Raw genomic sequence first — 25,234 nt, 5'->3', positions numbered from 1 at the left:
CCGCGGGCATTCCCCTGGGTAATCCCTCTGGGTATTCCCCCCGGGGTATTCCCCCATAAGGCCCACATACGGGCGCGGAGCGGGTTGGGACGCCCCCCTCAGGGGTTGCATCTCCCTATGACCGCTCTGCGCCCACTGGGCTCCTCCGATCTGCACGTCTTCCCGCTCGCCCTCGGCGGCAATGTCTTCGGCTGGACCGCCGACGAGACGGCCTCCTTCGCCGTCCTCGACGCGTACGCCGCCGCGGGCGGGAACTTCATCGACACCGCCGACATGTACTCCTCGTGGGCCCCCGGCAACGAGGGCGGTGAGTCCGAGACCGTCATCGGCGACTGGATCGCGTCGCGTGGCAATCGCTCCGACGTGCTGGTCGCGACCAAGGTGGGCGCGCACCCGCGGTACAAGGGGCTCAGGGCGGCCACCATCAAGGCCGGGGCCGAGGAGTCGCTGCGCCGGCTCCGTACGGACTACGTCGACCTCTACTACACGCACTTCGACGACCCCGAGGTGCCGGTCGAGGAGATCATGACCGCCCTCGACCAGCTGGTGCGGGCGGGCAAGGTCCGCGCGCTCGGCGCCTCCAACATCAGCGCGGAGCGGCTGGCCGCCTCGCTCGCCTTCTCGGAGCGCGAGGGGCTGGCCCGCTATGTGGCGCTCCAGCCGCACTACAACCTGGTCTCCCGGGACACCTACGAGGGCGAGCTCCGGGACACCGTGCTCCGGCACGGGCTCTCGGCCGTGCCGTACGCCGCGCTGGCGTCGGGCTTCCTCACCGGCAAGTACCGTCCGGGGACCGAGGTCGACAGTCCCCGGGCCGGCAAGGCGGCCGAATATCTGGCGTCGGAGCGGGGCGCCGAAGTCCTGACCGCGCTGGACCGGATCGCCGGGGCGCGGGGCGCCGAGGTCGCGACCGTCGCGCTGGCCTGGCTGGCGGCGCAGCCGACCGTGGTCGCGCCGCTCGCGTCCGCGCGTACGACCGAGCAACTGCCCGCGCTGCTGGCTACGGTCGGCCTTGAGCTGACGGCGGAGGAACTGGCGGAGCTCACGGCGGCATCGGCCTGAAGCCGCGGCTCGTCGGACTGGTCGGTCATCCCTCGTCCGTCAGGTCCGTCAGGTCCGTCAGGTTCGTCATTGGCGGTACGGGTTGTAGCCGTCGTAGTCGATGGACGGCGGCGGCACCCGTACCCTGCCCGTGGCCCGCGCCGCATAGGTCAGCGCGGGCCCGGCTATCTCCCTGCGCTGCCACAGATGGTGCAGCAGCTCCTGCTCGCGCTCGATGAAGTCCGGGCCCACCGCGCCGCGGTGGGCCCGGTGGCGCAGAAACGCCAGGGACGTCGCGAACGCCTCGTACTCCCCGACCGACCTGGCCGCCCGCGGGCCGTACGTACGGCCCGCGAAGTCACGCGCCATCGTGCGCGCCCGCATGGAGGAGAGCGCGAGGGGCGCGGCCGGGGTCAGCCAGCCGGCCGCGGCGTACGCGGGCAGCTCGGACCCGACCGTGCGCAGCTCGCGCTGGCGGCTCCAGATCACCAGCCAGGTCAGCAGGGCGAAGACGGGAACCATGAACACCCCGTACACCACATAGAAGCCGTACGGGCCGAAGAGCGCCCCCGATCCGTTCCACAGCGCGTGCAGGCCCATCGCCAGGGCCAGACCGAGCAGGGGCAGGGCGAATCTGCGGATCCTCCGGCGGCGGGCCGCCATCGCCGCCAGACCGAAGCCGATGCCGGTGAGCACGGTGAAGAGCGGATGGGCGAACGGTGACATGACGACCCGTACGAAGAAGGTCGCGGCCGTGACGGAGGCCAGGCCGGAGTTGCCCAGGTTCTGGTCCTCACCGAAGGCGCTGCCCAGATAGAGGATGTTCTCGGTGAAGGCGAAGCCGGTGGCGCTGAACCCCGCGATCACGACGCCGTCGACGAGCCCGGTGAAGGCCCTCCTGCGGAAGAGGAAGATCAGCAGGACCGCCGCGGCCTTGGCGCTCTCCTCCACGACGGGGGCTATCACCGTGGCACCGAGGGATTCCGCGCCCGCCGGGTCGGCGGTGGCGGTGGCTATCCATTCGGTCGCGAACGAGTTCGCGATGATCGCGACGAGGGCGGCGGCGAAGGCGCCCCACGCCAGGGCGAAGAGCAGATTCGGCCAGGGGCCCGGCTCGACCCGGTCCAGCCAGCGGAAGGCCGTGATGAGCAGCGGTACGGGCAGGACGGCCAGCCCGAGGCCCACCAGAAAGCCCTCTGTGCCGGTCTCGTCCCGGACGAGCGCGAGGATCACCAGAGCGCAGAGGGCGAGCACCAGGATCACGGCCCCCACGCGCACCGCGCGGCGGCGCCAGAAAGCGCGGCGCGGCCGGTAGCGCCTGCGGGCGGGCTCCGGCACGGCGGCCCACAGCTCGCCGAGCTGCTGCTGACGCTCGTAGACGGGGATCGCCGGACGCGGACCGGGCGGCTGCGGGGACGGTTCTGACACCCAACGACCCTAACGAGGGGCACTGACACCTGGCGATGGCGCCCGGGCCACTACCTCGGGTTACGTACCCCGGGTTACGCGGGTCGGTTACGCGGGTCGGTTACGCGGGCCCGGTCACGGAAGGGCGCTCAGGCACCTGGCGTTCCGGTGCGCGGTGTTCCGGTGCGCGGCGTTCCGAGACGCGGTGTTCCGGTGCGTGGAACTCCGGTACGCGACGGAACAGCAGGTCATGCACGACATGGCCCTTGTCGAGCCCCTGCCCCTCGAACCGGGTCAGCGGACGGAAGGCCGGCCGTGGCGCGTAACCGCCGTCCCGCTGGGTGTTCTCGAAGCCCGGGTGGGCGGTCAGCTCCGCCAGCATCTGCTCCGCGTACGGCTCCCAGTCGGTCGCGCAGTGCAGTACGGCCCCGGGCTTCAGCCGGCCCGCGGCGAGCGTAAGGAACTCCCGCTGGATCAGCCGCCGCTTGTGATGCCGCTTCTTGGGCCAGGGGTCGGGGAAGTAGATCCGCAGCCCGGCGAGCGATTCGGCCGGCAGCATCTCCCTGAGCAGGATGATCGCGTCGCCGTTGGCCACCCGGATGTTGGTCAGACCGTTCTCCTCCGCGAGCCGGAGCAGATTTCCCTGGCCGGGGGTGTGCACATCGACGGCGAGGATGCCGGTGCCCGGGTCGTCGGCGGCCATGCGCGCCGTCGCCTCGCCCATCCCGAAACCGATCTCCAGGACGACCGGAAGCCCGTCGAACATCTCGTCCGGGTCAAGAATCCGCTGCCCGTCGATGTCCGTGCCCCATTCGGCCCACATCCGCCGCAGCGCCTCGGCCTGGCCGGTGGTGACCCGGCTCCGGCGTGGCTGGAAGCTGCGGATGCGCCGCTCGAAGTGGGACCCGGCGGGGTCGGCCGCGGGGCCCGTGCCCTCGGGAAACATCCGGCTCATGGTGCGGTTCTCGGCCATCTCGTTCGTCTCGCTCACAGTGCCTCCGATTCTACGGAGGCCCGGGAGTCCGAGGCCCGGGGAGTCCGAGGTTCAGTCCTCCGGGGCTCAGTCCTCCGCCAGCATCGCCAGCGCCCGCCGCGCGACCTCCCGCCCGATGGGCAGCGAGGCGGTCGCCGCCGGGGACGGGGCGTTCAGGACATGCACTGTGCGCGGGGTCCGCCGGATCAGGAAGTCGTCCGCCAGCGTGCCGTCCCGCAGCACCGCCTGGGCCCGTACCCCGGCCGCCGCCGGGCGCAGGTCCGCGTCGGTGACCGCCGGGAGCAGTCGCCGTACGGCCGTCGCGAAGGCGCGCTTGGAGAGCGAACGGTGCAGCTCACCGGCACCGTACCGCCAGTGCTTGCGGGCCGTGCGCCATGAACCGGGCCAGCTGAGGGTGGACGCCAGCTCGCCGGGGTGTACGTCCGACCAGGTGTAGCCCTCGCGGGCCAACGCCGGGACCGCGTTCGGCCCGACATGGACACCGCCGTCGATGGAGCGGGTCAGATGCACGCCCAGGAACGGGAACGCCGGGTCGGGCACCGGATAGACCAGCCCCCGTACGAGATCCGGCCTGGCCAGCTCGTAGTACTCACCCCGGAACGGCACGATCCGCATCCCCGGGTCGTCGCCCGCCAGCCGCGCCACCTGGTCGCACTGGAGCCCCGCGCAGTTCACCAGGGCCCGCGCCCTGACCACCGCCCCGGAGGCCGTACGGACCGCGATGCCCCAGGGGCGCCGGTCGATCGCCGTGACCTCGGATCCGTACCGTACGGACGCGCCCGCCGCTTCCGCCGACTCGGCCAGCTGCTCGGCGACCGCCACGAAGTCGCACACCCCGGTCGTACCGACCTGGATCGCCGCGAGGCCGCGCACCTGGGGCTCGTACTCCGTGATCTGCGCCGGGCCCAGCTCCCGCACCGGAATGCCGTTCTCCCTGCCGCGCTGGACCAGGGCGTGCAGCCGGGGCAGCTCGGCGCGCCGCGTGGCGACGATCAGCTTGCCCGTGACCTCGTGCGCGATGCCGTACTCCGCACAGAACTTGACCATCTCGGCGGAGCCGCGCACCGCGTACCGCGCCTTGAGCGAGCCGGGGCGGTAGTAGACGCCGCTGTGGATCACCCCGCTGTTGTGGCCCGTCTGGTGGCGGGCGGGGCCCGGCTCCTTCTCCAGCACGACGACCCTGGTGCCCGGAGCGGCGCGCGTGATCGCGTACGCCGTCGAGAGACCGACGATCCCGCCGCCGATCACCAGCACTTCGCAGTCGAATCCCACGCGTCCGCGTCCGTTCATGCGCGCCACCTCCCACCCCGATAGTGCACTGGCCCGCGGGCGACGTGCTTAAACCACCCCGCTCGAACCGTTGACCGGTGGACATGTGCGCCATGTCTCACGGACAGGTTCCGGCCGGGTGCCGGGGATCGGGCGGGCACCCCGGATCAGGCGGGTGCCGGGGATCGGGCGGGCACCCCGGATCAGGCGGGTGCCGGGGATCGGGCGGGCACCCCGGATCAGGCGGATGCCGGGGATCGGGCGGGCACCCCGGATCAGGCGGATGCCGGGGATCGGGCGGGCACCCCGGATCAGGCGGGCGCCACCAGCAGGGGCCGCGCGCGCTCCCGCAGCTCCACCACCCGCGGCTCGTCCCCGTACGGCTCCAGGCGGTGCAGCAGATCCCGTACGTACTCCGTCGTACGAGCGGAGGAGATCCGGCCCGCCACCTCCACGGCGCGGGTACCCGCCGCGCAGGCCGCGTCCAGATTGCCCGACTCCAGTTCGGCGACGGCGCTCACCACCAGGCGCAGTCCGTGCGAGCGTACGAACTCCTCCGTCGGCCGGGACAGCGCCTGCTCCGTGAACTGCCGTACCTGGCGCGGCGCCTTCAGATCGCGGTAGCACTCGGCGGCGTCGGCCGCGAACCGGTCGTACGAGTAGAAACCCAGCCACGACGGATCGGCGTCGCCCTCCCGGGAGCGCTCCAGCCAGCCCTCGGCCGCCTTCAGCGCGGCCCCGGCCGCCACCGCGTCGCCCGCCTTCGCGTGTGCGCGGGCCTCCACCAGCCGGAAGAAGCTCATCGTGCGGGCGGTGGCGAGACCGCGATTGCGCTCCAGCGCCGCCTGGGCGAGATCCACGCCCTCGTCCGCGAAGCCACGATAGGTCGCCTGGAGCGACATGGAGGCCAGCACATAGCCGCCGAGCGGTACGTCGGCGGCGGCGCGGGCCAGCCGCAGCGCCTGGATGTAGTAGCGCTGCGCGGCCTCCTGCTGGCCGGTGTCGAAGGCCATCCAGCCGGCCAGCCTGGTCAGTTCGGCGGTGGCGCCGAAGAGCCCCCTGCCCACCTCGTCGCTGTACGCGCCGAGGAGCAGCGGCGCCGCGTCGACCCGCAGACACTCGGGCACCATCGAGGAACGCCAGTCCCCGCCGCCGTACTTGGAGTCCCAGCGCCGGGCGTCCGAGGCCGCCTCCCGCAGCTTGGCCACATCGCTGTGGCCCACGCGCAGCGGCGGGACCTCGCCGCCCGGTCCGGAGGCATCGACGGCCCCCCCGCTCCCGCCATGCGCTCCCTGCGCCGCCTCCGCGACCGCCGCGTCCCGGGCGACCGAGGAGTCGGCGGGGGTTATCAGCCACCGGGAAGCGGGTGTGGCGTAAGCGCTCACTGCGAAGGATCCGGCCAGCGACTGCCAGATGCCGCCGCTGCCCGCCCGGCGGCCCGCGAGGTCCAGCCGGTACAGCTCCGTCGCCGCGCGCACCGCCTCGCCCACATCGCGCGGGAAGGCGAGCCCGACCTCGGGGGCCGGATCCGCGTCCGCGAGACCGATCTCATGGAGTGGGACGGGACGTCCCAGCTTCGCTCCGATGGCGGCGGCGATGAGATGGGGCGCCGCGCCCTGCGGGACCATCCCCTTCGACACCCAGCGCGCCACGGAGGTCTTGTCGTAGCGGAGGGTCAGGCCGCGTTGCGCCCCGAGGTCGTTGACCCGCCGGGCCAGGCCGGCGTTGCTGATTCCCGCGAGGGCGAGAACGGTTCCGAGCTTTTCGTTCGGCCCGCGTAGCTCCCTGGACATGCGTCACCCCTCGGCACACAGACGCCCGCCGCTTCGCGGCATAGGCGCGCGGCATTCGTAAACCCAGCGTAGTTCGCCACATCCCGACCGTTAAGGGGCGGAGTTCCGGATGGCGGGATTGTTGTCCGTGCGGTGATCACGCCGCGGGTCCCCGAGCGGCGCGCCGTGCTCCGGCTGTGCAGCGCGCGCCCGGCCGTGCGCTCTTGGCCCCGGCGGAGCGGGAGCGCTTCCATGAGACCTGCGTGGGTCGGCCCACTGCGTACTGGAACCAGTGGGCTGGGGGATCCCGCCGCCCCAATCCCCGCGGGCGGTGGATCAGTCCGGGAGGCGGGACACGCCTCCCGGACTGAACGTATACCGGTGCTGAACTGACGTGCCGGGCCCGGAGATTGGCTGAATGCTGTCTGTCCGCGGAGGGCCATATCTCCGCCAAATGGCCAATGCCAGGGGCGCATTCGCATTCCCCCCCGCGCTTCCGTAGGCCCTCCTGTGCGCTGTTGTCATGGCAGCATGTTCCCGAACGGCTTCAGCTCAAGCGTTTCCAGCTTGGTCTGGACTTGTCCACAGGCTGTGGAGGCGGCGATGCGCTGGTTGGTGGGATGGAGCAGTATCGCCGCGCGTTTCGGTACGGCGGGAGCCGTCGGCCCGGTCGGTGACGGCTCCGAGGGCGGCAGCGTGCATCCCGTCGGATCCCAGCTCCTGTGGGGCGACCCGGATCCGCTGTGGGCGGTGGGCGACTGGCGGCCGGACGAGATCAGGGTCGTCACCGTCGATCCCTTCACCCGGCTCGCCGTGCTCGGCTGCTGCGGGGCCACCGACGAGGAGCTGCGGGTCGGGCTGTTCGCCGCGCGCGGCGGCGCGCTGCGCCATCTCACCGCCTGGCCGGGCAGTTACACGGCCGTCGCCCAGATCGGCCGCCGCATCACCGTCGCCGGCGATCTGGCCGGGGCGCGGCCCGTCTTCTACACGCCGTGGGCGAACGGCACGGCGTACGCCACCGCCGCCCTGCCGCTCGCCGATCTCATCGAGGCGCAGCTGGACATCGGGCATCTGGCCGCGCTCCTCGCCTGCCCAGAGACCCCGGAGGCGCTGCGCGACACCACCCCGTACGACGGCGTCAAACGCATCCCGCCGGGGCACGCGCTCGTCCTGCGCGAGGGCTCGCGCGAGATCACCGGATACGAGCCGGTCGCCTCCCTCGCCGTCGCCGGACCCCAGCGTGATCCCGACCGCGCCGTCGAGGGCGTACGGGACGCGCTCATCGAAGCGGTACGCGCCAGGCTGCTCGCGCCGCGCCACGCCCCCGAGACCCTGCCGCCCGACCCGGGTCCTGTGCCCGGCATGGGGCCCGCCGACCGGCGCGCCGCCCGGGGCGGGCCCGTTCCCGGCATCGGCGCCGATCTGTCCGGCGGCAGCGCCTCCGGCACCCTGGCGCTGCTCGCCGCCGGGCTGCCCGGGGCGCCGGGCACGATCCTGGGGCACGGCACCGGCGCGGGGGAGCGGCTGCTCGCCGTCACCTTCAACGATCTGTCCACCGGCGCCCGCGACGAGGCCGAACTGGAACGGGCCCGCGCCATCGCCGCCAACCCCCGGCTGCACCATGTCGTCGTCCCGGGCGGTGAAGAGGCCCTGCCCTACGCCGAGTTGGAGGGCCCGCTCACCGACGAACCGGGGCCGTCCCTCATCACCGCCGAGCGGCACAGGCGCAGACTCGCCGCGGGCAGCGCCGACCACTTCACCGGCGTCGGCGCCCGCGAGGTGCTTGACGCGCATCCGGCGCGCCTGGCCGATCTGCTGCTCGACCGGCGCAGACGCCATCTGCTGCATCCGGTCAGCGCGCTCGCCAAGGCCGAGGGCCCGTCGCCCGCCTCGCTGTTCATCCCGCTGACCGTCTACCGGGCGGCCCGTCGGCTGGCGCGTACGCCGTACCGCACCGGTCTCGAAGAGGCCGCCGCCCGGCTCCCCGAGGCCAACAGAGGGGTGCTGACCGCCGCCGCGATCAGCCCGCTCGGGGCGTCGCTGGCCGCCCTCACCTGGTCCCGGCCCGGCCCCGCCGCGCGCTGGCTGACGGGGGAGGCGCTTGCCGAAGTATCGGTTCGCCTGATGTCGGCGTCGACCCGGCCCACCTCCGTACAGCGCCCGGGCGAGGCCCGCGCCCGCGCCGCGCTCGCCCGCCACGCCGCCGACCACCGTGTCTTCGAACAGGCCGCGGAGATCCGCAGCCAGCGGCTGCACGCGCCGTTCCTCGACAACCAGGTGGTACGGGCCTGCCGCGATCTGCCCGAGGCGCTGCGGGTGCAGCCGGGCGCCCGCGCGGATGTGCTCCGTACGGTCCTCGCCGGGGCCGGTATCCACGAGCTGCCGCCGGGCTGGGGCGCCACGTCCCGGGACGGTGCCGCCGCCGCGACGCGCGTGGGCCTGCGCGCGGCGATCGGCGAGCTGGTCGATCTCTTCGACGCACCGCTGCTCGCCGACGCGGGCCTGGTGGAGGCCCGGGTCGTACGCAAGGCGCTGCGCGCGGCGGCCGAGGGCGAGCCGGTGCCCCTGGACGGGATCGCGGACCTCGTCTCCACGGAGCTGTGGCTGCGGCGGCTGCTCGCCCGGCGCGGCACCTGCTGGACGGGCACGGCGGCGCCGCGCCAGCGGGCGGTGGCGGGCGGCGTGGTCCCGCGTCCGACGCTGCACCAGTAGAGCCGACGCTGCACCAGTAGAGCCGACGCCGCTCGGGTAGAGCCGACGCCGCTCCGGTGGAGCCGACGCCGCACCAGTAGAGCGGAGCCGGGCGCTCCGCTCTACGAAGGCGGCGGCGCTCCGGGAAAACCAGACGGCCGTTGTCAGACCCTGCCCCCACAATGGGCCGGGTGCGGTATCTCATCCTTGGCGTCACGGAGGTACGTGACGGACACGGCGGGAGCCTGCCGCTGGGCGGACCCCGGCTGCGGGCGCTCCTCGCCGCGCTCGCGCTGCGCCCCGGCCGGCCCGTCGCCGTCGGTGAGCTGGTGGACGAGGTGTGGGGCGGCGAGCCGCCGCAGGACGCGCCCGCCGCGCTCCAGGCGCTCGTCGGGCGGCTCCGGCGCGTCCTCGGTAGAGAGGCGATCGATTCGGTCCCCGGCGGCTACCGGCTCGCGGCCGTGCCGGACGACATCGATCTGTACGTCTTCGAACGGCTCGCGCGCGAGGGGGCGGACCAGCTCGACGCGGGCGATCCGCCGAGCGCCGCCCGCACCCTGAGCGCGGCGCTCGCGCTCTGGCGCGGCGCGGCGCTGGCCGATCTGCCCGACCGGGACCGCGGTGTACGGCCCGAGGCCCAGCGGCTGGCCGCCCTCCAGCAGCGCATAGAGGCCGATCTGCGCCGGGGCGCCACGACCACGCTCGTACCGGAGCTGAGGGAACTGGCCGCGGACCACCCGTACGACGAGCCCTTCAGGGCGCAGCTCATCCGGGCGCTGTGGGCGGAAGGCCGGCAGGCCGACGCGCTCGCGGCGTACGAGGACACGCGCCGCGTTCTCGCCGACGGGCTCGGCGCCGCCCCCGGTCCCGAACTGACCTCGTTGCAGGGGCAGTTGCTGGCGGCCACCGGAGCGGGTGGCGCCTGGGAGACCGCGACGGGCGCCGCCTTCCCGACGGCGGGCGACACCGCCCTTCGGCCCGCCGCCGCCGAAATCGCCGCCGAAACCGACGCCGACGCCGATGCCGACGCCGATGCCGACGCGGAAGCCGAAGCCGAAGCCGAAGTCGGCGCCGTCACCGACGCCACGTCCGGAGCGCGCGGCGCGACCCGAGCGTCCGCCACGACCCGGGCGTCCGGCGGGGACAGCCACGAGGCGCGCGGCAATCTGCGCCCCCGTCTGACCTCCTTCGTCGGCCGCGAGAGCGAACTCCACGCCATCCGCGCCGATCTGCGCCGCTCCCGCCTCGTCACCCTCACCGGCCCCGGCGGCTCCGGCAAGACCCGCCTGGCCGAGGAGTCCGCGCCCCGGAACGCCTGGCTCGTCGAACTGGCCCCGCTGGACCACCCCTCCGCCGTCCCCGGCGCCGTACTGAGCGCGCTCGGGCTGCGCGAGACCCAGCTCGCCGCCCGCGACGGCCGCCCCGCTCAGAACGACCCCACCGCCCGGCTTGTCGAACATCTCGCCCGCAGCGGCACGCTCCTCGTCCTCGACAACTGCGAGCATGTGATCGGGGCCGCCGCCGCCCTGGCCGAGACACTGCTCATCCACTGCCCCGGCCTCCGTATCCTCGCCACGAGCCGTGAGCCGTTGGGGGTGCCGGGTGAGTCGGTGCGGCCGGTGGAGCCGTTGCCGCCGGATCCGGCGCATCGGTTGTTCGCGGAGCGTGCTCGTGCGGTGCGGCCGGGGTTCGATCCGGCGGGGGATCCGGAGGCGGTGGCGGAGATCTGCCGTCGGCTGGATGGTCTGCCGTTGGCGATCGAGCTGGCGGCGGCGCGGTTGCGGATGCTGACTCCGCGTCAGATCGCGGATCGTCTCGATGATCGTTTCCGGCTGCTGACCAGCGGGAGCCGGACGGTCCTGCCGCGCCAGCAGACGCTGCGTGCCGTCGTCGACTGGTCCTGGGACCTGCTGGACGAGCGGGAGCGTACGGTCCTGCGCGAGGTGTCCGTCTTCGCGGGCGGCTGGGATCTGACGGCGGCCGAGGGCGTCTGCGGCGGCACGCCGGTCGCCCCCACGGGCGGCGCGTCCCACGGCTCCTCCGGTCGTGCGTCCGCCAACGCCAACGCCAACGCTGACGCCGATGCCCATGCCCATGCCCATGTCCCTGATCTGCTGGGCGCGCTGGTCGACAAGTCACTCGTCGTCGCCACCCCGGCCCCCGGCCCCGGCGGCGCGATGCGCTACCGCCTCCTGGAGACCATCCATGAGTACGCGGCGGAACGCGCCGCCGAGACACCGGCCGTACGGTCCGCCGCCGAGCGCGCGCACTCCGCGTACTTCACCGCACTCGCCGAGGAGGCCGAGCCCCGGCTGCGCTCCGGAGACCAACTCCCCTGGATACGCCGCCTGGAGATCGACCTCGACAACATCCGCGCCGCCCTCCACCGCGGCGTCCTCGCGCGCGACGAGGAGACGACGCTGCGGCTGGTCTTCGCCATGGGCTGGTTCTGGTGGCTGCGCAACCACCGCTCCGAGGGCCTGGCCTGGGCGGAGAGCGCGCTCGGCCTCGGCCCCGAACCGGCCGACACCGACGACCCCCGGCACTGGCCCCGGATGCAGCTCCAGGTGCTACGGGTCTTTCTCGCCGGGGAGTGCGGCCAGATCGAGAAGCTGCGCGCCGACCCGCGCTTCCCGGAACTCCTCCTGCGGATCCGTGAGGCCTTCGGCAGACCGGGTCCGCAGTCCGCCCGCTTCCCCGGGCTGCTCTGGGGAATGGTCGTCCACACGAACGACGAGAAGCTGGACATCCGCGCCACGATGGACGCGTCCATCGCCAACTGCCGTGCGTACGGCGGTGATTGGGAGACGGGCGTGATGCTGATGGGCCGTACGCACATGAGCGTGGACACGCCCGGCGCAATGGACGGTGTCGACCAGGACCTGGCCGAACTGCGCGAGCTGAGCCGACGCGTCGGTGACCGCTGGATGCGCGCGCAGGTGGCGGGCGCCGTCGGCGAGGCGGGCATGGCGCGCGGGCGGTACGAGGAGGCGCGGGGCGCGTACGAGGAAGCGCTGCGGTTCGCCGGCGAGGTGGGGGCGCACGCCGAGGAGCCTTTCCTGCTCGCGCGCCTGGCCGAGCTGTCGTATCGCGCCGGTGATACGGACGCCGCGGAGAGAAGGCTCGACCGGGCCGCCGAAGAGACCGAGCGCCATCAGGTCCAGGACGCCCGGGCATTCGTCCACCTCATGCGGGCGGTCTTCGCCCTGGACCGGGGCGAGACCGCCCGCGCCAGACTGCTGCTGGACGAAGCGAGGTCCGTCGGCGAGCACGGCACACCACCCCCGCACTTCGCCGTGGTGACCAACGCGCTGGACGCGCGGATCGCCGCGTACGAGACGGAGGGACCGGTGGCCGCGGCCCGTTCGCTGGCGGCCGTGCTGCGTACGGCGCGCGCGAGCCCGCTGATGGATCCCATCGTCGCCCAGCTCGCCGAGATGGCGGCCCCGGTGGTGCTGCTCGCCGGCGACCTCCGCGGCGCCGTCAGGATCCTGGCCGCCGCCGGCACATGGCGGGCGGGCCGCCCGCGCTCCGTACCGGAGCGGACCGAGGCCCGGCGGATCGAAACGCTCGCCCGCGCGGAGCTGGGCGAGCGGGAGTACGAGACGGAGTACGAGGCGGGGCGCCCCCTCACCCCCGACCAGGTCGCCGACCTGCTGGAACTACCGGCCCGGGCGCTCGCACCTCCTCACGAGGAGGCCGAGCGCCCGGACCGGCCCGACGGCCGGGCGCCGCAGGCCGGTCCGGGGTCGGCGGCCGTCAGCGGCAGCTGATCCGGGACTGACGGCGCTGACGGGCTATCCGGGACACGCCCTAAACGGGCCGACGTTCGTGCTGGACGAACCGTTGCGGGGAACGCGAGGCGGGCGGATCGTCGTCAAAACGGCAGCATCCCCACGGGCAGTGCTCGTACGGGTGCACGCGCCGAGGCCAGGACCGTACCGCGTCCGAAGCCGGGGACCGTTCGGACGGTACGGCGAGCAGAGCCCGGAGGACGGCGGGGAGGCTCCGCGTCACGTCACGCTCCTCCCGTCCGCGAGCGCGCCGCAGTCCGCGTCCGGCACCGAGAGTGTGGCCCAGACGACCTTCCCCACCCCGCCGCGCTCGCTGACGCCCCACTGATCGGCCAGTGCGTCCACGATGACGAGTCCTCTGCCCTCGCACGCCTCCGGACCGGGCGACTTCGGCTGTGGTCGCTCGCGTGACGCGTCATGCACCTCGATACGCAGGCCACCGGGCGCCGCGAGGTAACGGGTTTCGATCTCCCGCCCGGGCGACACACGAGCATGCCGCGCCGCGTTGGTGAGCAGTTCCGAGAGGATCAACAGAGCCGAGTCCTCCAGTCCACTCAGCCCCCAACCCGCCAGCGCCTTGCGCAGCTCCAGCCGCGCTAACCCGACACACGACGGGTGACGATTCCACCGCAACACCACAGCGTCACCGTTCGGGTCGTGGATATACGGCATCAGGCCGCCTCCATGCCGCAGGCGGCCATCCACAACTCCCGCCGTCGACGGCGTCGCAACCGCTGCTCGGCCCGCTCCCACCGTTCGAACTCGGCCCGGGGGTACGGCAAAAGGACCGCGCTGTGATCACTACGCGGTGTGGGACGGCAGGCATGAACGAAGACCACGGCGGCGCGATGCCCCGACGGTCGACACCGGACCGAGGACACCGAGCGCGTTACCGCTGACCGGTGGCGCCCCGCGCCGGGGAACAAGAGCCGCAGCAGCGGCTCGAAGAGGCGGACGATAAAGTCCATGCGTTGACGCTCCTTTAAAGCGTTGGCCATGCCCTCGGACCGGTTGCCTCGGTCGCGAGGGTTCTTGCGTCAGGTGGCGGCGCAGCCCACCGCAGATCACCCCACTGCCACCAGTTGGCCACAGTGGGTTACCTTCCGCTCAGCATGCTCTCGCACACATGTGAACGCAAGGATTGCGAGTTACTTGTAGGCGTTCGAGTGACTTGAATAGTTACGCAGTGAACGCGCACACTTGCGGAGAGCATTGGAAGCGAAGGGACGTCACCGTGTCGGAGAAGCGACAGCATCCGCCCACCGTGAGGCTGCGGCGTCTGGCGGCTGAACTGCGCCGTCTGCGTACGGCGATGGCGCTGACGCGCGAGGAGGTAACGGCAAAGACCAGCATCAATGCGGCAACCCTCTACCGAATCGAGAAGGCCCGGGCGCGGCCTCAAAAGCGCACACTGATCGCTCTGTTGGAGCTGTACGGGGCAACTGAGGCACAACGGGCCGACCTGTTGGCCGTCCAGGGTGGTTCAAACGATCAGGGCTGGTTGCGCCCGTATCACTCGGAGTTGCCCGAGGAGTACACCGCATATATCGGCTTCGAAGCGGAGGCTCGTACGCTGCGCAACTATGAGTCGCTGTTCGTGCCCGGTCTCGCCCAGACCGAGCCCTACGCCCAAGCGGTAATCAGAGGCGTGTTGCCTACGGCCAGTCAAAAAGAGGTGGCGCAGCGAGTCCAAGCCCGCATGGAACGCCAGGTGTTGCTTACGAAGGAGCATCCTCTGCGGCTCTGGGCTATCGTTGATGAGGCTGCCATCCGGCGGGTGGTTGGAGGGCGCGAAGTGATGCGGGGGCAAGCGAGACACCTGCTCCAGCTCATGGAGGAGCCCCACATCACATTCCAGGTGATCCCCTTCGAGAAGGGTGCACACGCGGCCATGACCGGCTGCTTCGTGCACATGGACTTTCCGAATCCGGCAGATCCGGAACTGGTCTATGTGGACACCCCCGCGGGGGACTTGTTCCTGGAATCCGAGGCGGAGATGCGTCGCTACAAGTCGATGTTCGAGCATCTACAGGCCGTGGCTGTGGGGCCGGATGACAGCGCCGCCCTGTTGACCGAAGTCGCAGAAGCGAGAGACTGAGAAGAGAAGAGAAGAGGGGCTGGAATGCAGTACGGACCCGCCGAGTCGGCGTGGCGGAAGAGCAGCCACAGCAGTGGGAACGGCCAGTGCGTCGAGGTACGCGACGACTTCCCGGGCACTGTTCCCGTACGCGACAGCAAGGCCCCCGACGGCCCCCACCTCGCCTTCGGTGCGGGAGCCTGGGCGTCGTTCGTGGCAGCGCTGAAGGCGGACGCCGGCCCACGTAGTGGGGCATGAGCCGGCTGTCTCTTGCCCCGCAGGTCAGACGATGAACCTCTCGTGTGGTGTCGCGCGTTCCCAGACGGACTCAAAGGCGACGGTGCACAGCTTGGCCACCGCCGGGTCGTCGCACAGTTCGTGCCCGGCCGACGCGCCGTCCCCGGAGAAGTGGCCGAACCGGATCAGCCGGTCGTCGAACAGCCACAGATCCGCGCCGGAGAGAGCGAGCGTCGCGGCATCGCGCCGGGGCAGCCACCGGACCAACTCGCCGGCCTCGGCGTTGAGATACGTGCCCGCGTGCTCGTACCGGATGTACTCACTGGCCGGTACGGAGATGATCCGGGCGCGGCGCATCACCACGCCACGGTCTACCGTTTCACGTACCAAGTCCAGCCAAGGGCGGCGTCGTGCGACAGACTCGGGAGAGATCTCCCCTCGCGCCCGCCACTCGGCGAAGTCGTCTGCTTCGGACGCCACGCTGTACACGTCGCGCATCTCAAGGTGAACGGCGGACCGTTGACAGTCGCTGATCAGCTCACTGAACGGCGGCACGCCGTTCGGCTTCATCGCAAGCCCTTCTGATCAGTGGCACCATGCGTGCCGGAATGCGGTTCACTAACGGCCCGACGGGCGGGCGCCGCAGGCCGGTCCGAGGGCGTCCGCCGTCAGCGGCAGCTGATCCGGGACTGTGCCCAGTCGGCGAGTGCCACCACGTCGAACGGTGTGTGCGGTTCGACCACCAGCCGGATGGTCTTGCGTCCGGAGATCCCCACGTCCAGGGGTACGGCCGGGTCGTCGCCGCTCAGCACCGGCGAGCGCCAGAGCCGCGCCCCGTCGCCGTACAGCGAGAAGCGCACGGAACCCAGGCCCATCGTGAGATCGTCCACGCCGACCAGGGCCGCGTAGCGGGAGCAGTCCCGGTTGAGATCGATGGTGACCGATGAGGCGGCGTGCATGGTCACGCCGTGGCCGTAGCGGGTGCCGCCGATCGACACGCTCGACCGCTGCCAGAGCCAGCCGCTCGCGCCGAGCCGTACCTCCGGCTCGGAGCCGTCGCCGAAGGCGCCGTACGCCAGCTTGTTCACTTGGAAGACGGCCGGGGCCGGCGGTGGCTTCGGGCTGGGGGGCGGCTTCGGCACGGGAGGGGCGGGCGGCCTTGGCCCGGGCTTGGACGGGGGCTTCGGGGCGGGGGTCCGCGACGGAGTGGGCTTTGTCGAAGGGGCGGGCTTCGTAGAAGGCGCGGGCTTCGCGCTGGGCGTGGCGCTGGGCCTGGGTGCGGGTGCGGGCGGCTTGGGCGCGGCCGGTTCCGGCGGCTCGGGCGACGGGGCAGGCTTCTGGGGTACGAGGGGCTTCGCGACCGGCGGTCTGGCCTTGGGCGGCTGCTCGGGCCCGGAGTTGTTCATCAGCGCGAAGACGAGACCGGCCGCCGCCGCGACGGCCACCAGCCCGCCGATGCCGGCCTTCACCGGGGCGCCGAGCCCCTCGGACGCGGCGGCTCCACCGGTGGCCCCGCCGGAGGCTCCACCCGCCGCCCCGCCGGACGCTCCGGCGGCCGCGCCACCCGAGGCACCGGTCGCCGCGGCGGCGGCACCGGCCCCCGCCGCCCCCGCGGCGCCGCCCGCCACGATCCCGGCCGCCTTCAACGAGTAGCCGGCGGCGAACCAGCCGATCACCGCGATCGGCAGCACCCCTGGGATCTCGGCGTTGAACTGTGCCAGTTCGCCCGCCGCGAGGCGGCACTTGACGCACTCGTCCAGATGCTTGCGCAGTCCGCGCTCGGCCCGCGTCCGCAGCCCGCCGCGGGCATACGCCCCGAGCCGGTCGGCGTACCGGGAGCAGTCGCCCTCCGCGGTGAGCGCGGAGTTCACGTGGGCCTGTAGATACGCCTGTTTAAGGCCTTCGCGCGCCCGGCTGGCCAGCACCGCCGTCGCATTGGCGGTCAGCCCGAAGAGCGGCGCGACCTCGCTCGGCGACTCCTCCTCCACCGTGGTGTGCCAGAGCACTGCCTGCCAGCGCTCGGGCAGGCTGCGGAACGCCTGTATGGCCATGGACTGCTCGGCCTCGCGCATGGCCAGGACATCCGCGCCCAGATCGAGGGTGTCCACGTCCGAGACCTCGGAGGCGCGCGCGGCCTGCGCCGCGAACACCGCGAAGTCCTCGACCAGTTGCTCCCGCTTCGCCGACTTCGTCCAGGACGCCGCCACGCGCCGTACGGTCGTCATCAGATAGGCGCGCACCGCCTGCTCGGGCCCGGCCCCGCCCCGTACCGCCTGCAAGGTACGGGCGAACACCTCGGCCGTCAGGTCCTCGGCGGTATGCGCGTCGCGGCAGCAGGTACGGGCGTAGCGGCGCACCGATTCCGAGTGCCTGCGGAACAGCTCCTCGTACGCGTGGTCGTCGCCGTCCCGCATCCGCTGGATCAGATCGGCGTCCGACATGGGCCGCCCGGTCGTGGACAGTTCGAGTGTCGGCTGATCCACAGGCTGTCCCACGGGCTGATCGCTCGACTGGCCGACCGACTGGCCGACCGGCTGACCGGCTGACCGATCCACAGTCCGGCCCGAGAGCGGAGCCACCACCGGATCCGAAGGCTGCTGCGCGGAAGATCCGCCGCTCCGCTCACGCTGCGGCGGCACACTGGTCTCCGCCTCCGCGGCCCCGCCCGCACCGCCCGCACGGCCCGTTCCAACGGAGCCGCCCGCGCCGCCGACGCCGCCGGTCGACGGATGCGGCATACGGGCCCCGGCGCCGGAACCGCCCGGACGGCTCGGACCGCCCGGACCGCCTGAACCGCCCGAACTCCCCAGCCCCGGCGCTCCCTTGGGGCCGCCCTGGCTCGGCACCTGCTGTGCGGACGCCCCTTCGGGTTCCGTCCCGCCCGCGGTCCCGCCTTCCGTCCCGCCTTCCGTCCCGCCCTCGGTCCCGCCGCCTCCAAGCGGCTCGTCCCGTCCGTCGCCCCTCATCGCGGAAGCCCCCGTACGCACCCCTCTGACCCGAACACCGGGCCAGCGTGCCACAGCGCGCCGCACCGCCCGAGCCTTCGCGCCCGGCAACCACTCATCCGAGGCGGTTTCCCGGACGATCGCTTTTATCTTCACCCTTTCGGGGAAGGATCAAGGGCGTTTATCGGTAAGCCAGTTCGAGGCGAACGACCGCGAGGGCCCGAACGGACCCTCGCGACCGTACGTACGGACGCGCGCCTCACACAGGCCGGGACCGCAGCCCCTCCAGCAGGATGTCCAGCAGCCGTGCCGAGGCCGCCGCCTGATGCGCCGCGTCCGGCAGCGCGGGAGCGGCCGTGGCTATCACCAGCAGCACATCGGCCACGGTCACATCGCCCCGCAGCTCACCCGCCGCCCGCGCCCGCTCCACCAACTGCCCGACGACCTCAAGCAGTTCAACGGCACCCGGGTCGTCCAGCTCCTCCGCCGACTGCCGCTCTCCGACCACCCGCAACTCGGGCCGGCCGGCCTGCCGCTGCTGCGGCACCCGCGCCTCGTCCTGCGCACCGCGCCCCGCCGCCTCGTCCTCGGCGTCCGCGCCGACGCGCAGCACCTGCGGAGGCAGTAGCCGCCCCGCGCCCGACGCCACCGAGGTGCGCAGGAAACGGGAGAGAGCCGACCAAGGCTCGTCCTCCTGCCCCAGCGCCGTACGCGCCTGGTCCGTCAGCCGGGATGTCTCCTCCTCGGCTATTCGCCTGACCAGTACGTCCTTGCTCGGGAACCGCCGGTAGACCGTACCGACCCCGACCCTTGCCCGGCGCGCCACGTCCTCCATCGGCGCCCCGTACCCCAGCTCGCCGAACACCTCGCGAGCCGCCCGCAGTACATGCTCCAGATTGCGCTGTGCGTCCACGCGGAGCGGCGCCGACCGGCCCGGTTCTCCGGACCCCGTCGCACCGCCTATACCTGTCGTACCCGTACCCGTACCCGTACCGGTACTCGTACCCGTACCGGCACTCGTACCTGTACCCACGGCCGCCGTCGTACTCGCGGTCACACCTGATGTGCCCGCCGTACCTACCGCGCCCGTCGTATCCGCCGTACTCGTTCTTCCGCCGTCCTCCGAAATGACGGCGGCCTGCCGATGCGAATCCTGAATGTGCATAGCGTTCCCCCGGTAATGATGTCTCCCCCCGGAGACTCCCCGCCCTGACAGCCGAGGTCGCGGTCCAGTCACGAGCCGGACACCCCGACGAGGTATGAACATAGTTGAGCCCGGGTCAATTCAGAAGGGGGTGGTTCCGCACGGAGCGCCCCCCGATCGGAGCAAGGACCGGAAGGTGCCTGATTCACCCGCCTCCCACCCCCTCCCGCGCCCGCGCTGACCTGCGTTCCTCCGGCAATACCCGTGCTTTTGCCCGTACGGGGCGGCGAACGGCCTCCGGTCACACAATCTGTCGTGCCTGTGGACAAACACCGGGGCCCGTTGCGTCATGGGATGGTGAAGGCTGAGAACTCCCCAGGGACGACCCCCGCTCCATCGCCCGCCGCGCGCGTCCTCGTGGTCGGCGGCGGCTACGTCGGGATGTACACCGCGCTGCGTCTCCAGCGGAAACTGAAGCGCGGCGAGGCCGAGGTCATCGTGGTGTCGCCCGACCCTTATATGACGTATCAGCCGTTCCTGCCGGAGGCGGCGGCCGGGAACATCTCACCCCGCCACGTCGTGGTCCCGCTCCGGCGGGTGCTGCCCGGCTGCACGATCCTCATCGGCGAGGCCATGGCCATCGACCACGCCAAGCGCACCGCGACCCTGCGGACGCTCGGCTCGGAGGAGGACGGAACCGGCAGCGTCGAGCTCACCTACGACGAACTCGTCCTCGCGCCGGGCTCCGTCTCCCGTACCCTCCCCATCCCCGGTCTGGCCGAGCACGGCATCGGCTTCAAGACCGTCGAGGAGGCCATCGGGCTGCGCAACCATGTCATCGAGCAGATGGACATCGCCTCCTCCACCCGCGACCCCGCGATCCGCGCCGCCGCCCTGACCTTCGTGTTCGTCGGCGGCGGCTACGCGGGCGTCGAAGCGCTCGCCGAGCTGGAGGACATGGCCCGCTACGCCTCGCGGTACTACCACAACATCAAGGCCGACGACATGAAGTGGATCCTCGTCGAGGCCACCGGCAAGATCCTCCCCGAGGTCGGCGAGGAAATGGGCAAGTACGCCGTACGCGAGCTGCGCGCCCGCAATATCGACGTACGGCTCGACACCCGCCTGGAGTCCTGCGAGGACCGGGTCGCCGTACTGAGCGACGGCGCCCGCTTCCGTACCCGTACGGTCGTCTGGACCGCCGGCGTCAAACCGCACCCGATCCTCGCGGCCAGTGACCTGCCGCTGAACGCACGGGGCCGCCTCGTTTGTACAGCGAAGCTGTCCGTCGACGGCGCCGAGCACGCCTGGGCGGCCGGCGACGCGGCGGCCGTCCCCGATCTGACGGCGGACGAGCCCGGCACGGAGTGCGCGCCCAACGCCCAGCACGCGGTACGCCAGGCCAAAGTCCTCGCCGAGAACATCCTCGCTTCCCTGCGCGGCGAGCCCCTTGAGGACTACCGTCACGCCTACGCGGGATCGGTCGCGTCCCTCGGCCTCCACAAAGGTGTGGCGCACATCTACGGCCGTAAGCTCAAGGGCTATCCCGCCTGGCTGATGCACCGCGTGTACCACCTCAGCCGTGTCCCCACCTTCAACAGGAAGGCCCGCGTCCTCGCGGAATGGACCCTCTCCGGGCTCTTCAAACGGGAGATCGTCTCCCTCGGTTCGCTGGAGCACCCGCGCGCCGAATTCGAACTCGCCGCAGGAGGCGAACGTCCCGAACGCCCCAAGGACACGTAGAACCTCAGCGACACGTAGAACCCCAAGGGCACGTAGAACCTCAGCGGCACGTAGAACCCCAAGGACACGTAGAAAAGGACACGTAGAAGACGCGACCGGCCCCGCTGCCAGTGCGGTCGGCCACACTGGACGTGTGACCATAGGTGGGTTCACATCTGCACAGAGTGATCCGGCCCGCTCGGCGCAATCCGGCCCCGACGACCTGCCCCGGCTCGACCAGCCCGGCCAAGACGAACAGCAAAACGACACCATGAGGCCTGAGAATCCGTGAACTTCACGCGTTGGAGCGCCCGGCTCCCCGGTACGCAGCGCCGCGCCGCCGCGCGGACGGGCCGCGGTTCCGTGCCCGCGGCCCGTGGTGAGTACGAGCAGCAGCCCGAGCCCGAGCCCGACCCGGTCCCTGTGACGGACGTTCCCGCCCTCGAAGACCTCTCCGTGCGGGAAATCCTCGGCGGACTGCCCGCCCTGGTCGCCCTGCTGTACGGCCCCGAGCACCGGGTGGCGTATGTGAACGAGGCGTACGCGGCGGCCTTCGGCCCGCGTCCGCTCGGCGCCACGGCGGCCGAGAGCTGCCCCGAGCTGGCCGAGCTCGGGCTGTTCCCCCTGCTCGACCAGGTGCTCCGCAGCGGAAAGCCGCGCACGGTCAAGTCACGCAAGGTCCAGGTCCGCGGCCGGCAGAAGGAGCGGGCCAAGGATCACGGCAAGGAGCGGGCCAAAGATCAGGCCAAGGATTGGGCCAAAGATCAGGCCAAGGATCAGACGGAGGGCGCGGCCCAGGAGGGCTCGTACACCGTCACGTGCACCCCGGTCGACTGCCAGGGATCCGGCGGCGTCCTCGTCTTCGCCGCCGATGTCACCGACCACGCCGAGGCGGCCGAGCGCCTTCGCACCAGCGAGCGCAGACACCGCCAGACCGCCGTCACCCTCCAGCGCTCCCTGCTCCCGCAGGAGCTGGAGCAGCCCGACGATCTGCGGGTCGCCGCCACGTACCAGCCGGGCGGCGAGGACGCGGCGGTCGGCGGCGACTGGTACGACGTGATCACGCTCGGCGCCGGGCGCACGGCCCTGGTCATCGGCGACGTCATGGGCCGGGGCGTCCGTGCCGCCGCCGTCATGGGCCAGTTGCGTACGGCCGTCCGCGCCTACGCCCGGCTCGATCTCCCGCCGCACGAAGTCCTCCAGCTGCTCGACGGACTCGCCGCGGAGATCGACGCCAGCCAGATCGCCACCTGCGTCTACGCCGTCCACGACCCCAATGAGGGGCGGCTCGTGTACGCGTCCGCCGGTCATCTCCCCATCCTGGTGCGCGCCGAGGACGGCTCGGTCCAGCGCGCGGCGGACCCGACGGGCCCGCCGCTCGGCACCGGCGGCTGGCTGCACTCCTCAGGTTCCATCCCGCTCCCGCCCGGCTCCACGGCCGTCCTCTACACGGACGGCCTGGTCGAGCGGCGCGACGAGGACATCGACGAGGGCGTCGCCTCCCTCGAACGCGCCCTCTCGGGCGCGAAGGGTTCACCCCAGGTCGTCTGCGACCGGCTGATCCGCTCGCAGGGCGTCGCGGCCGACCATGACGACGATGTCGCGGTGCTCGTCCTGCAACACCCCGCCCGCACCGGCCCGGACGCGGAGCTGTTCCACAACGCCGCGCTCGATCTGCTCGGCGGCATCGAGGCCGCCCCGCGCGCCCGTGCTTTCGCGATGGGGGTGCTCGCCTCCTGGCGCTTCCCCGTCGAGCTGCGCGATCTGGGCGTGCTGGCCACCAGCGAACTGGTCGCGAACTCCCTGCAGCACGGCACACCGCCCATGCGCCTCAGACTCCGTCGTACCGACCGCCGGCTGATCATCGAGGTGACGGACGGCGACGACCATCTGCCGCGCCGCCGCCGCGCCGAACCGGCGGACGAGGCGGGCCGCGGAATCTCGATCGTCGCGACGATCGCCTCGTCCTGGGGATCACGCCGTACACCGGGAGGTGGCAAGGCGGTGTGGTGCGAATTCGCCCTGCCGCACTGACCGCCACGCCGGTCAGCTGGCCGGCGCCAGAGCGGCCTTGGGCTCGGTCTCCGGCTGGTGCCGGACGACCACGCGTGAGGCCGGTACGAGCGCGGGCTGGTCCTGTACGGGGGTGAGCTGCCGCCCCAGCCGGAGGGCCAGCACGGTGATCCCGAGCGAGAACAGCACGAACGTCACGATGTACGGACCGTGCAGCGCGGCCCCCATGGGACCGCCCACAGCAGGACCGACGGCCAGCGCGAGCTGCTTGACCAGCGCGAACGCCGAGTTGTACTGCCCGACCATCGACGCCGGGGCCAGATCCGCCACCAGCGGAGCCACCGTCGGCGACAGCATCGCCTCACCGAGGCCGAACAGCGCGTACGTCGAGATGAAGGCGACCGTCGCCACCATCTGACTGCCGTGCCCGAGCCCCGCGTACCCCGCGATGACCCAGGCGAGAGCCCAGATCAGCCCGACGGCCGCGATCACCCGGCTGCGCTTGCGCCGCTCGACCAGCCGCAACACCACGAACTGAGCGATCACGATCACCGCCGTATTGGCGGCCAGCGCGATCCCGAGCGTCGACGGGTCGATCCCGGCCGCCTCGGTGCCGTACGCGGCGAGCCCCGACTCGAACTGCCCGTAGCAGGCGAAGAACAGCACGAACCCCAGCACGCAGAGCTGAAGCATGGCCCGGTGGCTGAGCAGCGCCCGCATCCCACCGCCTCGGCCACCGGAGGTGGCGTCCTGGGGCCCGGCCGTCCCCGCGAGGGCGGCCGGCCGGGGCAGCCGGACGGTAAGGGCGATGCCGGCCAGGACGAGGAACATCACGGCCTCGATGGAGAACAGCAGAGTGAAGCTCCCCGGCCTGGTCTCGTCGACGAGCTGCCCGCCGATCAGCCCGCCGACCCCGAGCCCCAGATTCGCCAGAAAGAACTGTGTCGCGAACGCCCGCGTCCGTGTCGTGGGCGACGAGCACCAGACGATCATCGTGGCCAGGGCCGGCTGCATGACGGCCGTACCGGCACCGAGAAGCGTGGCCGACAGCACGGCCGCCGGAACGCTCCCGGACACCCCCATGGCCAGCGCGCCCACGGACGCCAGCACCGCGCCGCCCACCAGCACGGGCAGCGGCCCGCGCCGGTCGATGACCCGGCCGGTGAACGGAAGGACGACCAGTGCCGCCATGGCGAAGACCGCCAGCACGGCACCGGCCGTACCCGCACCCAGGTCCCGTACCTGAGCCACATACACATAGAGATACGGAACCGTGAACCCGAGCCCGAACGCACTCAGCGCGTTCCCTGCCTGGATCCGGCGCATCGCCGCGCCCATCGCCCTGGTCACACTCACCTGCCTCAGAAGATCGAAGAACTGAAGTTTGAAGACTTCAAAGCTAAAGTTAGAGCTTTAACAATACACATCGAAGGACTTCAACGCCAGTAGAGGTGCGTGGCATACTGCCCCGATGTCCGACACCCCCGAGAAACCCGGCAGACCGGATCTCCAGGAGCCGAGCCTCGACGAGCAGATCGCCGCCTATCAGCGCGAGTTCCGGGATCTCGACCCCCAGGTCGAGCAGATCGTCTCGGCGCTCGGCAGGCTGAACCGCCGCATGAACGTGGCGTACGGACGGCAGCTCTCCGACCTCGGTATCAGCAACGCCGAGTGGGAGGTCCTCAAGACCCTCGTGCTCGCCGGAACCCCCTACCGCCTGGGCCCGGGCGAACTCGCCAAGCGCCTCGGTCTCACGCCGGCCGCCATGACCCACCGCATCGACCGCATGGCGGGCGAGGGCCTGGTCACGCGCGACCGCGACGAGAACAACCGCGTCCGCGTGATCGTGGAGCTGACGGACGAGGGCCGTACGAAGTGGCTCGCCGCGATGAGGATGGCCTCGGACTTCGAGGAGGAACTGATCCAGGATCTGTCCGGAGACGAGCGCGGAGTCCTCGGAGAGATGCTGATCCGCCTCCTGCGCCGGGTGGAACACGCCCAGCCGGACGCCGGCGGACGCCTGACGGACCTGGACTAGGTCCTGTCTTCAAAGTAGCGCCGTCCGCCCGGAGGGCGGGCTCGGCGGCGGTCGGTGCGTGCGATCGCAAGGCGGAGGGTCGCCCCAGTA

17 protein-coding genes are annotated in these 25,234 nt (G+C 72.0%); 8 read left to right on the top strand and 9 right to left on the bottom strand.

Going from position 1 to position 25,234, the window contains the following annotated elements; genetic code table 11:
* Positions 1-117: 117 nt before the first annotated feature.
* Positions 118-1,062 (top strand): aldo/keto reductase, encoded by a 945-nt coding sequence (locus ACFRMN_RS26765; protein ID WP_383023668.1) that lies wholly within the window; start codon positions 118-120, stop codon positions 1,060-1,062.
* A gap of 66 nt (positions 1,063-1,128) precedes the next feature.
* Here the strand turns inward: ACFRMN_RS26765 and ACFRMN_RS26760 are convergent, their stop codons facing one another.
* The 4 genes from ACFRMN_RS26760 to ACFRMN_RS26745 all read right to left on the bottom strand — a co-directional run bounded on the left by ACFRMN_RS26760 (position 1,129) and on the right by ACFRMN_RS26745 (position 6,504).
* A complete protein-coding gene (locus ACFRMN_RS26760) occupies positions 1,129-2,469 on the bottom strand; it encodes a PrsW family intramembrane metalloprotease (RefSeq protein ID WP_383023665.1) in 1,341 nt (446 codons plus the stop codon).
* Positions 2,470-2,569: 100 nt separating this feature from the next.
* On the bottom strand, positions 2,570-3,421 hold the full coding sequence (gene trmB / locus ACFRMN_RS26755) for a tRNA (guanosine(46)-N7)-methyltransferase TrmB (protein ID WP_383023914.1): 852 nt from the start codon (positions 3,419-3,421) through the stop codon (positions 2,570-2,572).
* 87 nt (positions 3,422-3,508) lie between these two features.
* Positions 3,509-4,732, bottom strand: a complete 1,224-nt coding sequence (lhgO, locus tag ACFRMN_RS26750; protein ID WP_383023662.1) for an L-2-hydroxyglutarate oxidase — start codon at positions 4,730-4,732, stop codon at positions 3,509-3,511.
* A gap of 290 nt (positions 4,733-5,022) precedes the next feature.
* Complete coding sequence (locus tag ACFRMN_RS26745; RefSeq protein WP_383023660.1) at positions 5,023-6,504, bottom strand: MFS transporter; 1,482 nt, start codon at positions 6,502-6,504, stop codon at positions 5,023-5,025.
* A 582-nt stretch (positions 6,505-7,086) separates the two neighbouring features.
* On the opposite strand from ACFRMN_RS26745, the gene ACFRMN_RS26740 reads away from it, so the two are divergent.
* Both ACFRMN_RS26740 and ACFRMN_RS26735 read left to right on the top strand, forming a co-directional pair.
* The gene (locus ACFRMN_RS26740) at positions 7,087-9,195 is read left to right on the top strand and encodes an asparagine synthase-related protein (protein WP_383023657.1); all 2,109 of its coding nucleotides are present in this window, start codon (positions 7,087-7,089) and stop codon (positions 9,193-9,195) included.
* A gap of 170 nt (positions 9,196-9,365) precedes the next feature.
* Positions 9,366-12,947: a BTAD domain-containing putative transcriptional regulator gene (locus ACFRMN_RS26735; RefSeq protein WP_383023655.1), complete on the top strand. Its 3,582-nt coding sequence runs from the start codon at positions 9,366-9,368 to the stop codon at positions 12,945-12,947.
* Positions 12,948-13,187: 240 nt separating this feature from the next.
* Here ACFRMN_RS26735 and ACFRMN_RS26730 read toward each other — a convergent pair whose 3' ends face one another.
* Complete coding sequence (locus ACFRMN_RS26730) at positions 13,188-13,640, bottom strand: ATP-binding protein (protein ID WP_383023652.1); 453 nt, start codon at positions 13,638-13,640, stop codon at positions 13,188-13,190.
* Between the two features lie 562 nt (positions 13,641-14,202).
* Here ACFRMN_RS26730 and ACFRMN_RS26725 point away from each other — a divergent pair.
* Positions 14,203-15,066: a helix-turn-helix domain-containing protein gene (locus tag ACFRMN_RS26725; RefSeq protein WP_383023649.1), complete on the top strand. Its 864-nt coding sequence runs from the start codon at positions 14,203-14,205 to the stop codon at positions 15,064-15,066.
* A 24-nt stretch (positions 15,067-15,090) separates the two neighbouring features.
* Positions 15,091-15,303 (top strand): DUF397 domain-containing protein, encoded by a 213-nt coding sequence (locus ACFRMN_RS26720; protein ID WP_383023646.1) that lies wholly within the window; start codon positions 15,091-15,093, stop codon positions 15,301-15,303.
* Positions 15,304-15,327: 24 nt separating this feature from the next.
* On the opposite strand, the gene ACFRMN_RS26715 is transcribed toward ACFRMN_RS26720, so the two are convergent.
* From ACFRMN_RS26715 to ACFRMN_RS26705, 3 genes are all read right to left on the bottom strand, one after another.
* On the bottom strand, positions 15,328-15,852 hold the full coding sequence (locus ACFRMN_RS26715) for a DUF6879 family protein (protein WP_383023643.1): 525 nt from the start codon (positions 15,850-15,852) through the stop codon (positions 15,328-15,330).
* A 98-nt stretch (positions 15,853-15,950) separates the two neighbouring features.
* The gene (locus ACFRMN_RS26710) at positions 15,951-18,020 is read right to left on the bottom strand and encodes a sigma-70 family RNA polymerase sigma factor (protein WP_383023641.1); all 2,070 of its coding nucleotides are present in this window, start codon (positions 18,018-18,020) and stop codon (positions 15,951-15,953) included.
* 466 nt (positions 18,021-18,486) lie between these two features.
* Entirely contained in the window at positions 18,487-19,392 is a 906-nt protein-coding gene (locus ACFRMN_RS26705) for a TetR/AcrR family transcriptional regulator (RefSeq protein WP_383023638.1), read from the bottom strand.
* 333 nt (positions 19,393-19,725) lie between these two features.
* Between ACFRMN_RS26705 and ACFRMN_RS26700 the strand changes: the two genes are divergently transcribed.
* Together ACFRMN_RS26700 and ACFRMN_RS26695 are read left to right on the top strand one after the other, a co-directional pair.
* Complete coding sequence (locus ACFRMN_RS26700) at positions 19,726-21,114, top strand: NAD(P)/FAD-dependent oxidoreductase (RefSeq protein ID WP_383023635.1); 1,389 nt, start codon at positions 19,726-19,728, stop codon at positions 21,112-21,114.
* 267 nt (positions 21,115-21,381) lie between these two features.
* The gene (locus ACFRMN_RS26695) at positions 21,382-23,127 is read left to right on the top strand and encodes a SpoIIE family protein phosphatase (RefSeq protein ID WP_383023632.1); all 1,746 of its coding nucleotides are present in this window, start codon (positions 21,382-21,384) and stop codon (positions 23,125-23,127) included.
* Between the two features lie 12 nt (positions 23,128-23,139).
* On the opposite strand, the gene ACFRMN_RS26690 is transcribed toward ACFRMN_RS26695, so the two are convergent.
* Positions 23,140-24,444, bottom strand: a complete 1,305-nt coding sequence (locus ACFRMN_RS26690; RefSeq protein ID WP_383023912.1) for an MFS transporter — start codon at positions 24,442-24,444, stop codon at positions 23,140-23,142.
* A gap of 133 nt (positions 24,445-24,577) precedes the next feature.
* Between ACFRMN_RS26690 and ACFRMN_RS26685 the strand changes: the two genes are divergently transcribed.
* Complete coding sequence (locus ACFRMN_RS26685; RefSeq protein ID WP_383023629.1) at positions 24,578-25,144, top strand: MarR family winged helix-turn-helix transcriptional regulator; 567 nt, start codon at positions 24,578-24,580, stop codon at positions 25,142-25,144.
* Positions 25,145-25,234 lie beyond the last annotated feature (90 nt).

The organism is Streptomyces sp. NPDC056835, assembly GCF_042789485.1.
Classification (GTDB): Bacteria; Actinomycetota; Actinomycetes; order Streptomycetales; family Streptomycetaceae; genus Streptomyces.
This window is presented reverse-complemented; position numbering and strand designations above follow the sequence as displayed.

Excerpts from the sequence above, each read along its gene's own strand:
- ACFRMN_RS26740 (WP_383023657.1), top strand. The coding sequence starts at position 7,087 with ATGCGCTGGTTGGTGGGATGGAGCAGTATCGCCGCGCGTTTCGGTACG.
- ACFRMN_RS26720 (WP_383023646.1), top strand. The coding sequence starts at position 15,091 with ATGCAGTACGGACCCGCCGAGTCGGCGTGGCGGAAGAGCAGCCACAGC.
- ACFRMN_RS26705 (WP_383023638.1), bottom strand. The coding sequence starts at position 19,392 with ATGCACATTCAGGATTCGCATCGGCAGGCCGCCGTCATTTCGGAGGAC.
- ACFRMN_RS26690 (WP_383023912.1), bottom strand. The coding sequence starts at position 24,444 with ATGGGCGCGGCGATGCGCCGGATCCAGGCAGGGAACGCGCTGAGTGCG.
- ACFRMN_RS26745 (WP_383023660.1), bottom strand. The coding sequence starts at position 6,504 with ATGTCCAGGGAGCTACGCGGGCCGAACGAAAAGCTCGGAACCGTTCTC.
- ACFRMN_RS26730 (WP_383023652.1), bottom strand. The coding sequence starts at position 13,640 with ATGCCGTATATCCACGACCCGAACGGTGACGCTGTGGTGTTGCGGTGG.
- lhgO (WP_383023662.1), bottom strand. The coding sequence starts at position 4,732 with ATGAACGGACGCGGACGCGTGGGATTCGACTGCGAAGTGCTGGTGATC.
- ACFRMN_RS26715 (WP_383023643.1), bottom strand. The coding sequence starts at position 15,852 with ATGAAGCCGAACGGCGTGCCGCCGTTCAGTGAGCTGATCAGCGACTGT.
- trmB (WP_383023914.1), bottom strand. The coding sequence starts at position 3,421 with ATGGCCGAGAACCGCACCATGAGCCGGATGTTTCCCGAGGGCACGGGC.
- ACFRMN_RS26765 (WP_383023668.1), top strand. The coding sequence starts at position 118 with ATGACCGCTCTGCGCCCACTGGGCTCCTCCGATCTGCACGTCTTCCCG.
- ACFRMN_RS26685 (WP_383023629.1), top strand. The coding sequence starts at position 24,578 with ATGTCCGACACCCCCGAGAAACCCGGCAGACCGGATCTCCAGGAGCCG.
- ACFRMN_RS26700 (WP_383023635.1), top strand. The coding sequence starts at position 19,726 with ATGGTGAAGGCTGAGAACTCCCCAGGGACGACCCCCGCTCCATCGCCC.
- ACFRMN_RS26710 (WP_383023641.1), bottom strand. The coding sequence starts at position 18,020 with ATGCCGCATCCGTCGACCGGCGGCGTCGGCGGCGCGGGCGGCTCCGTT.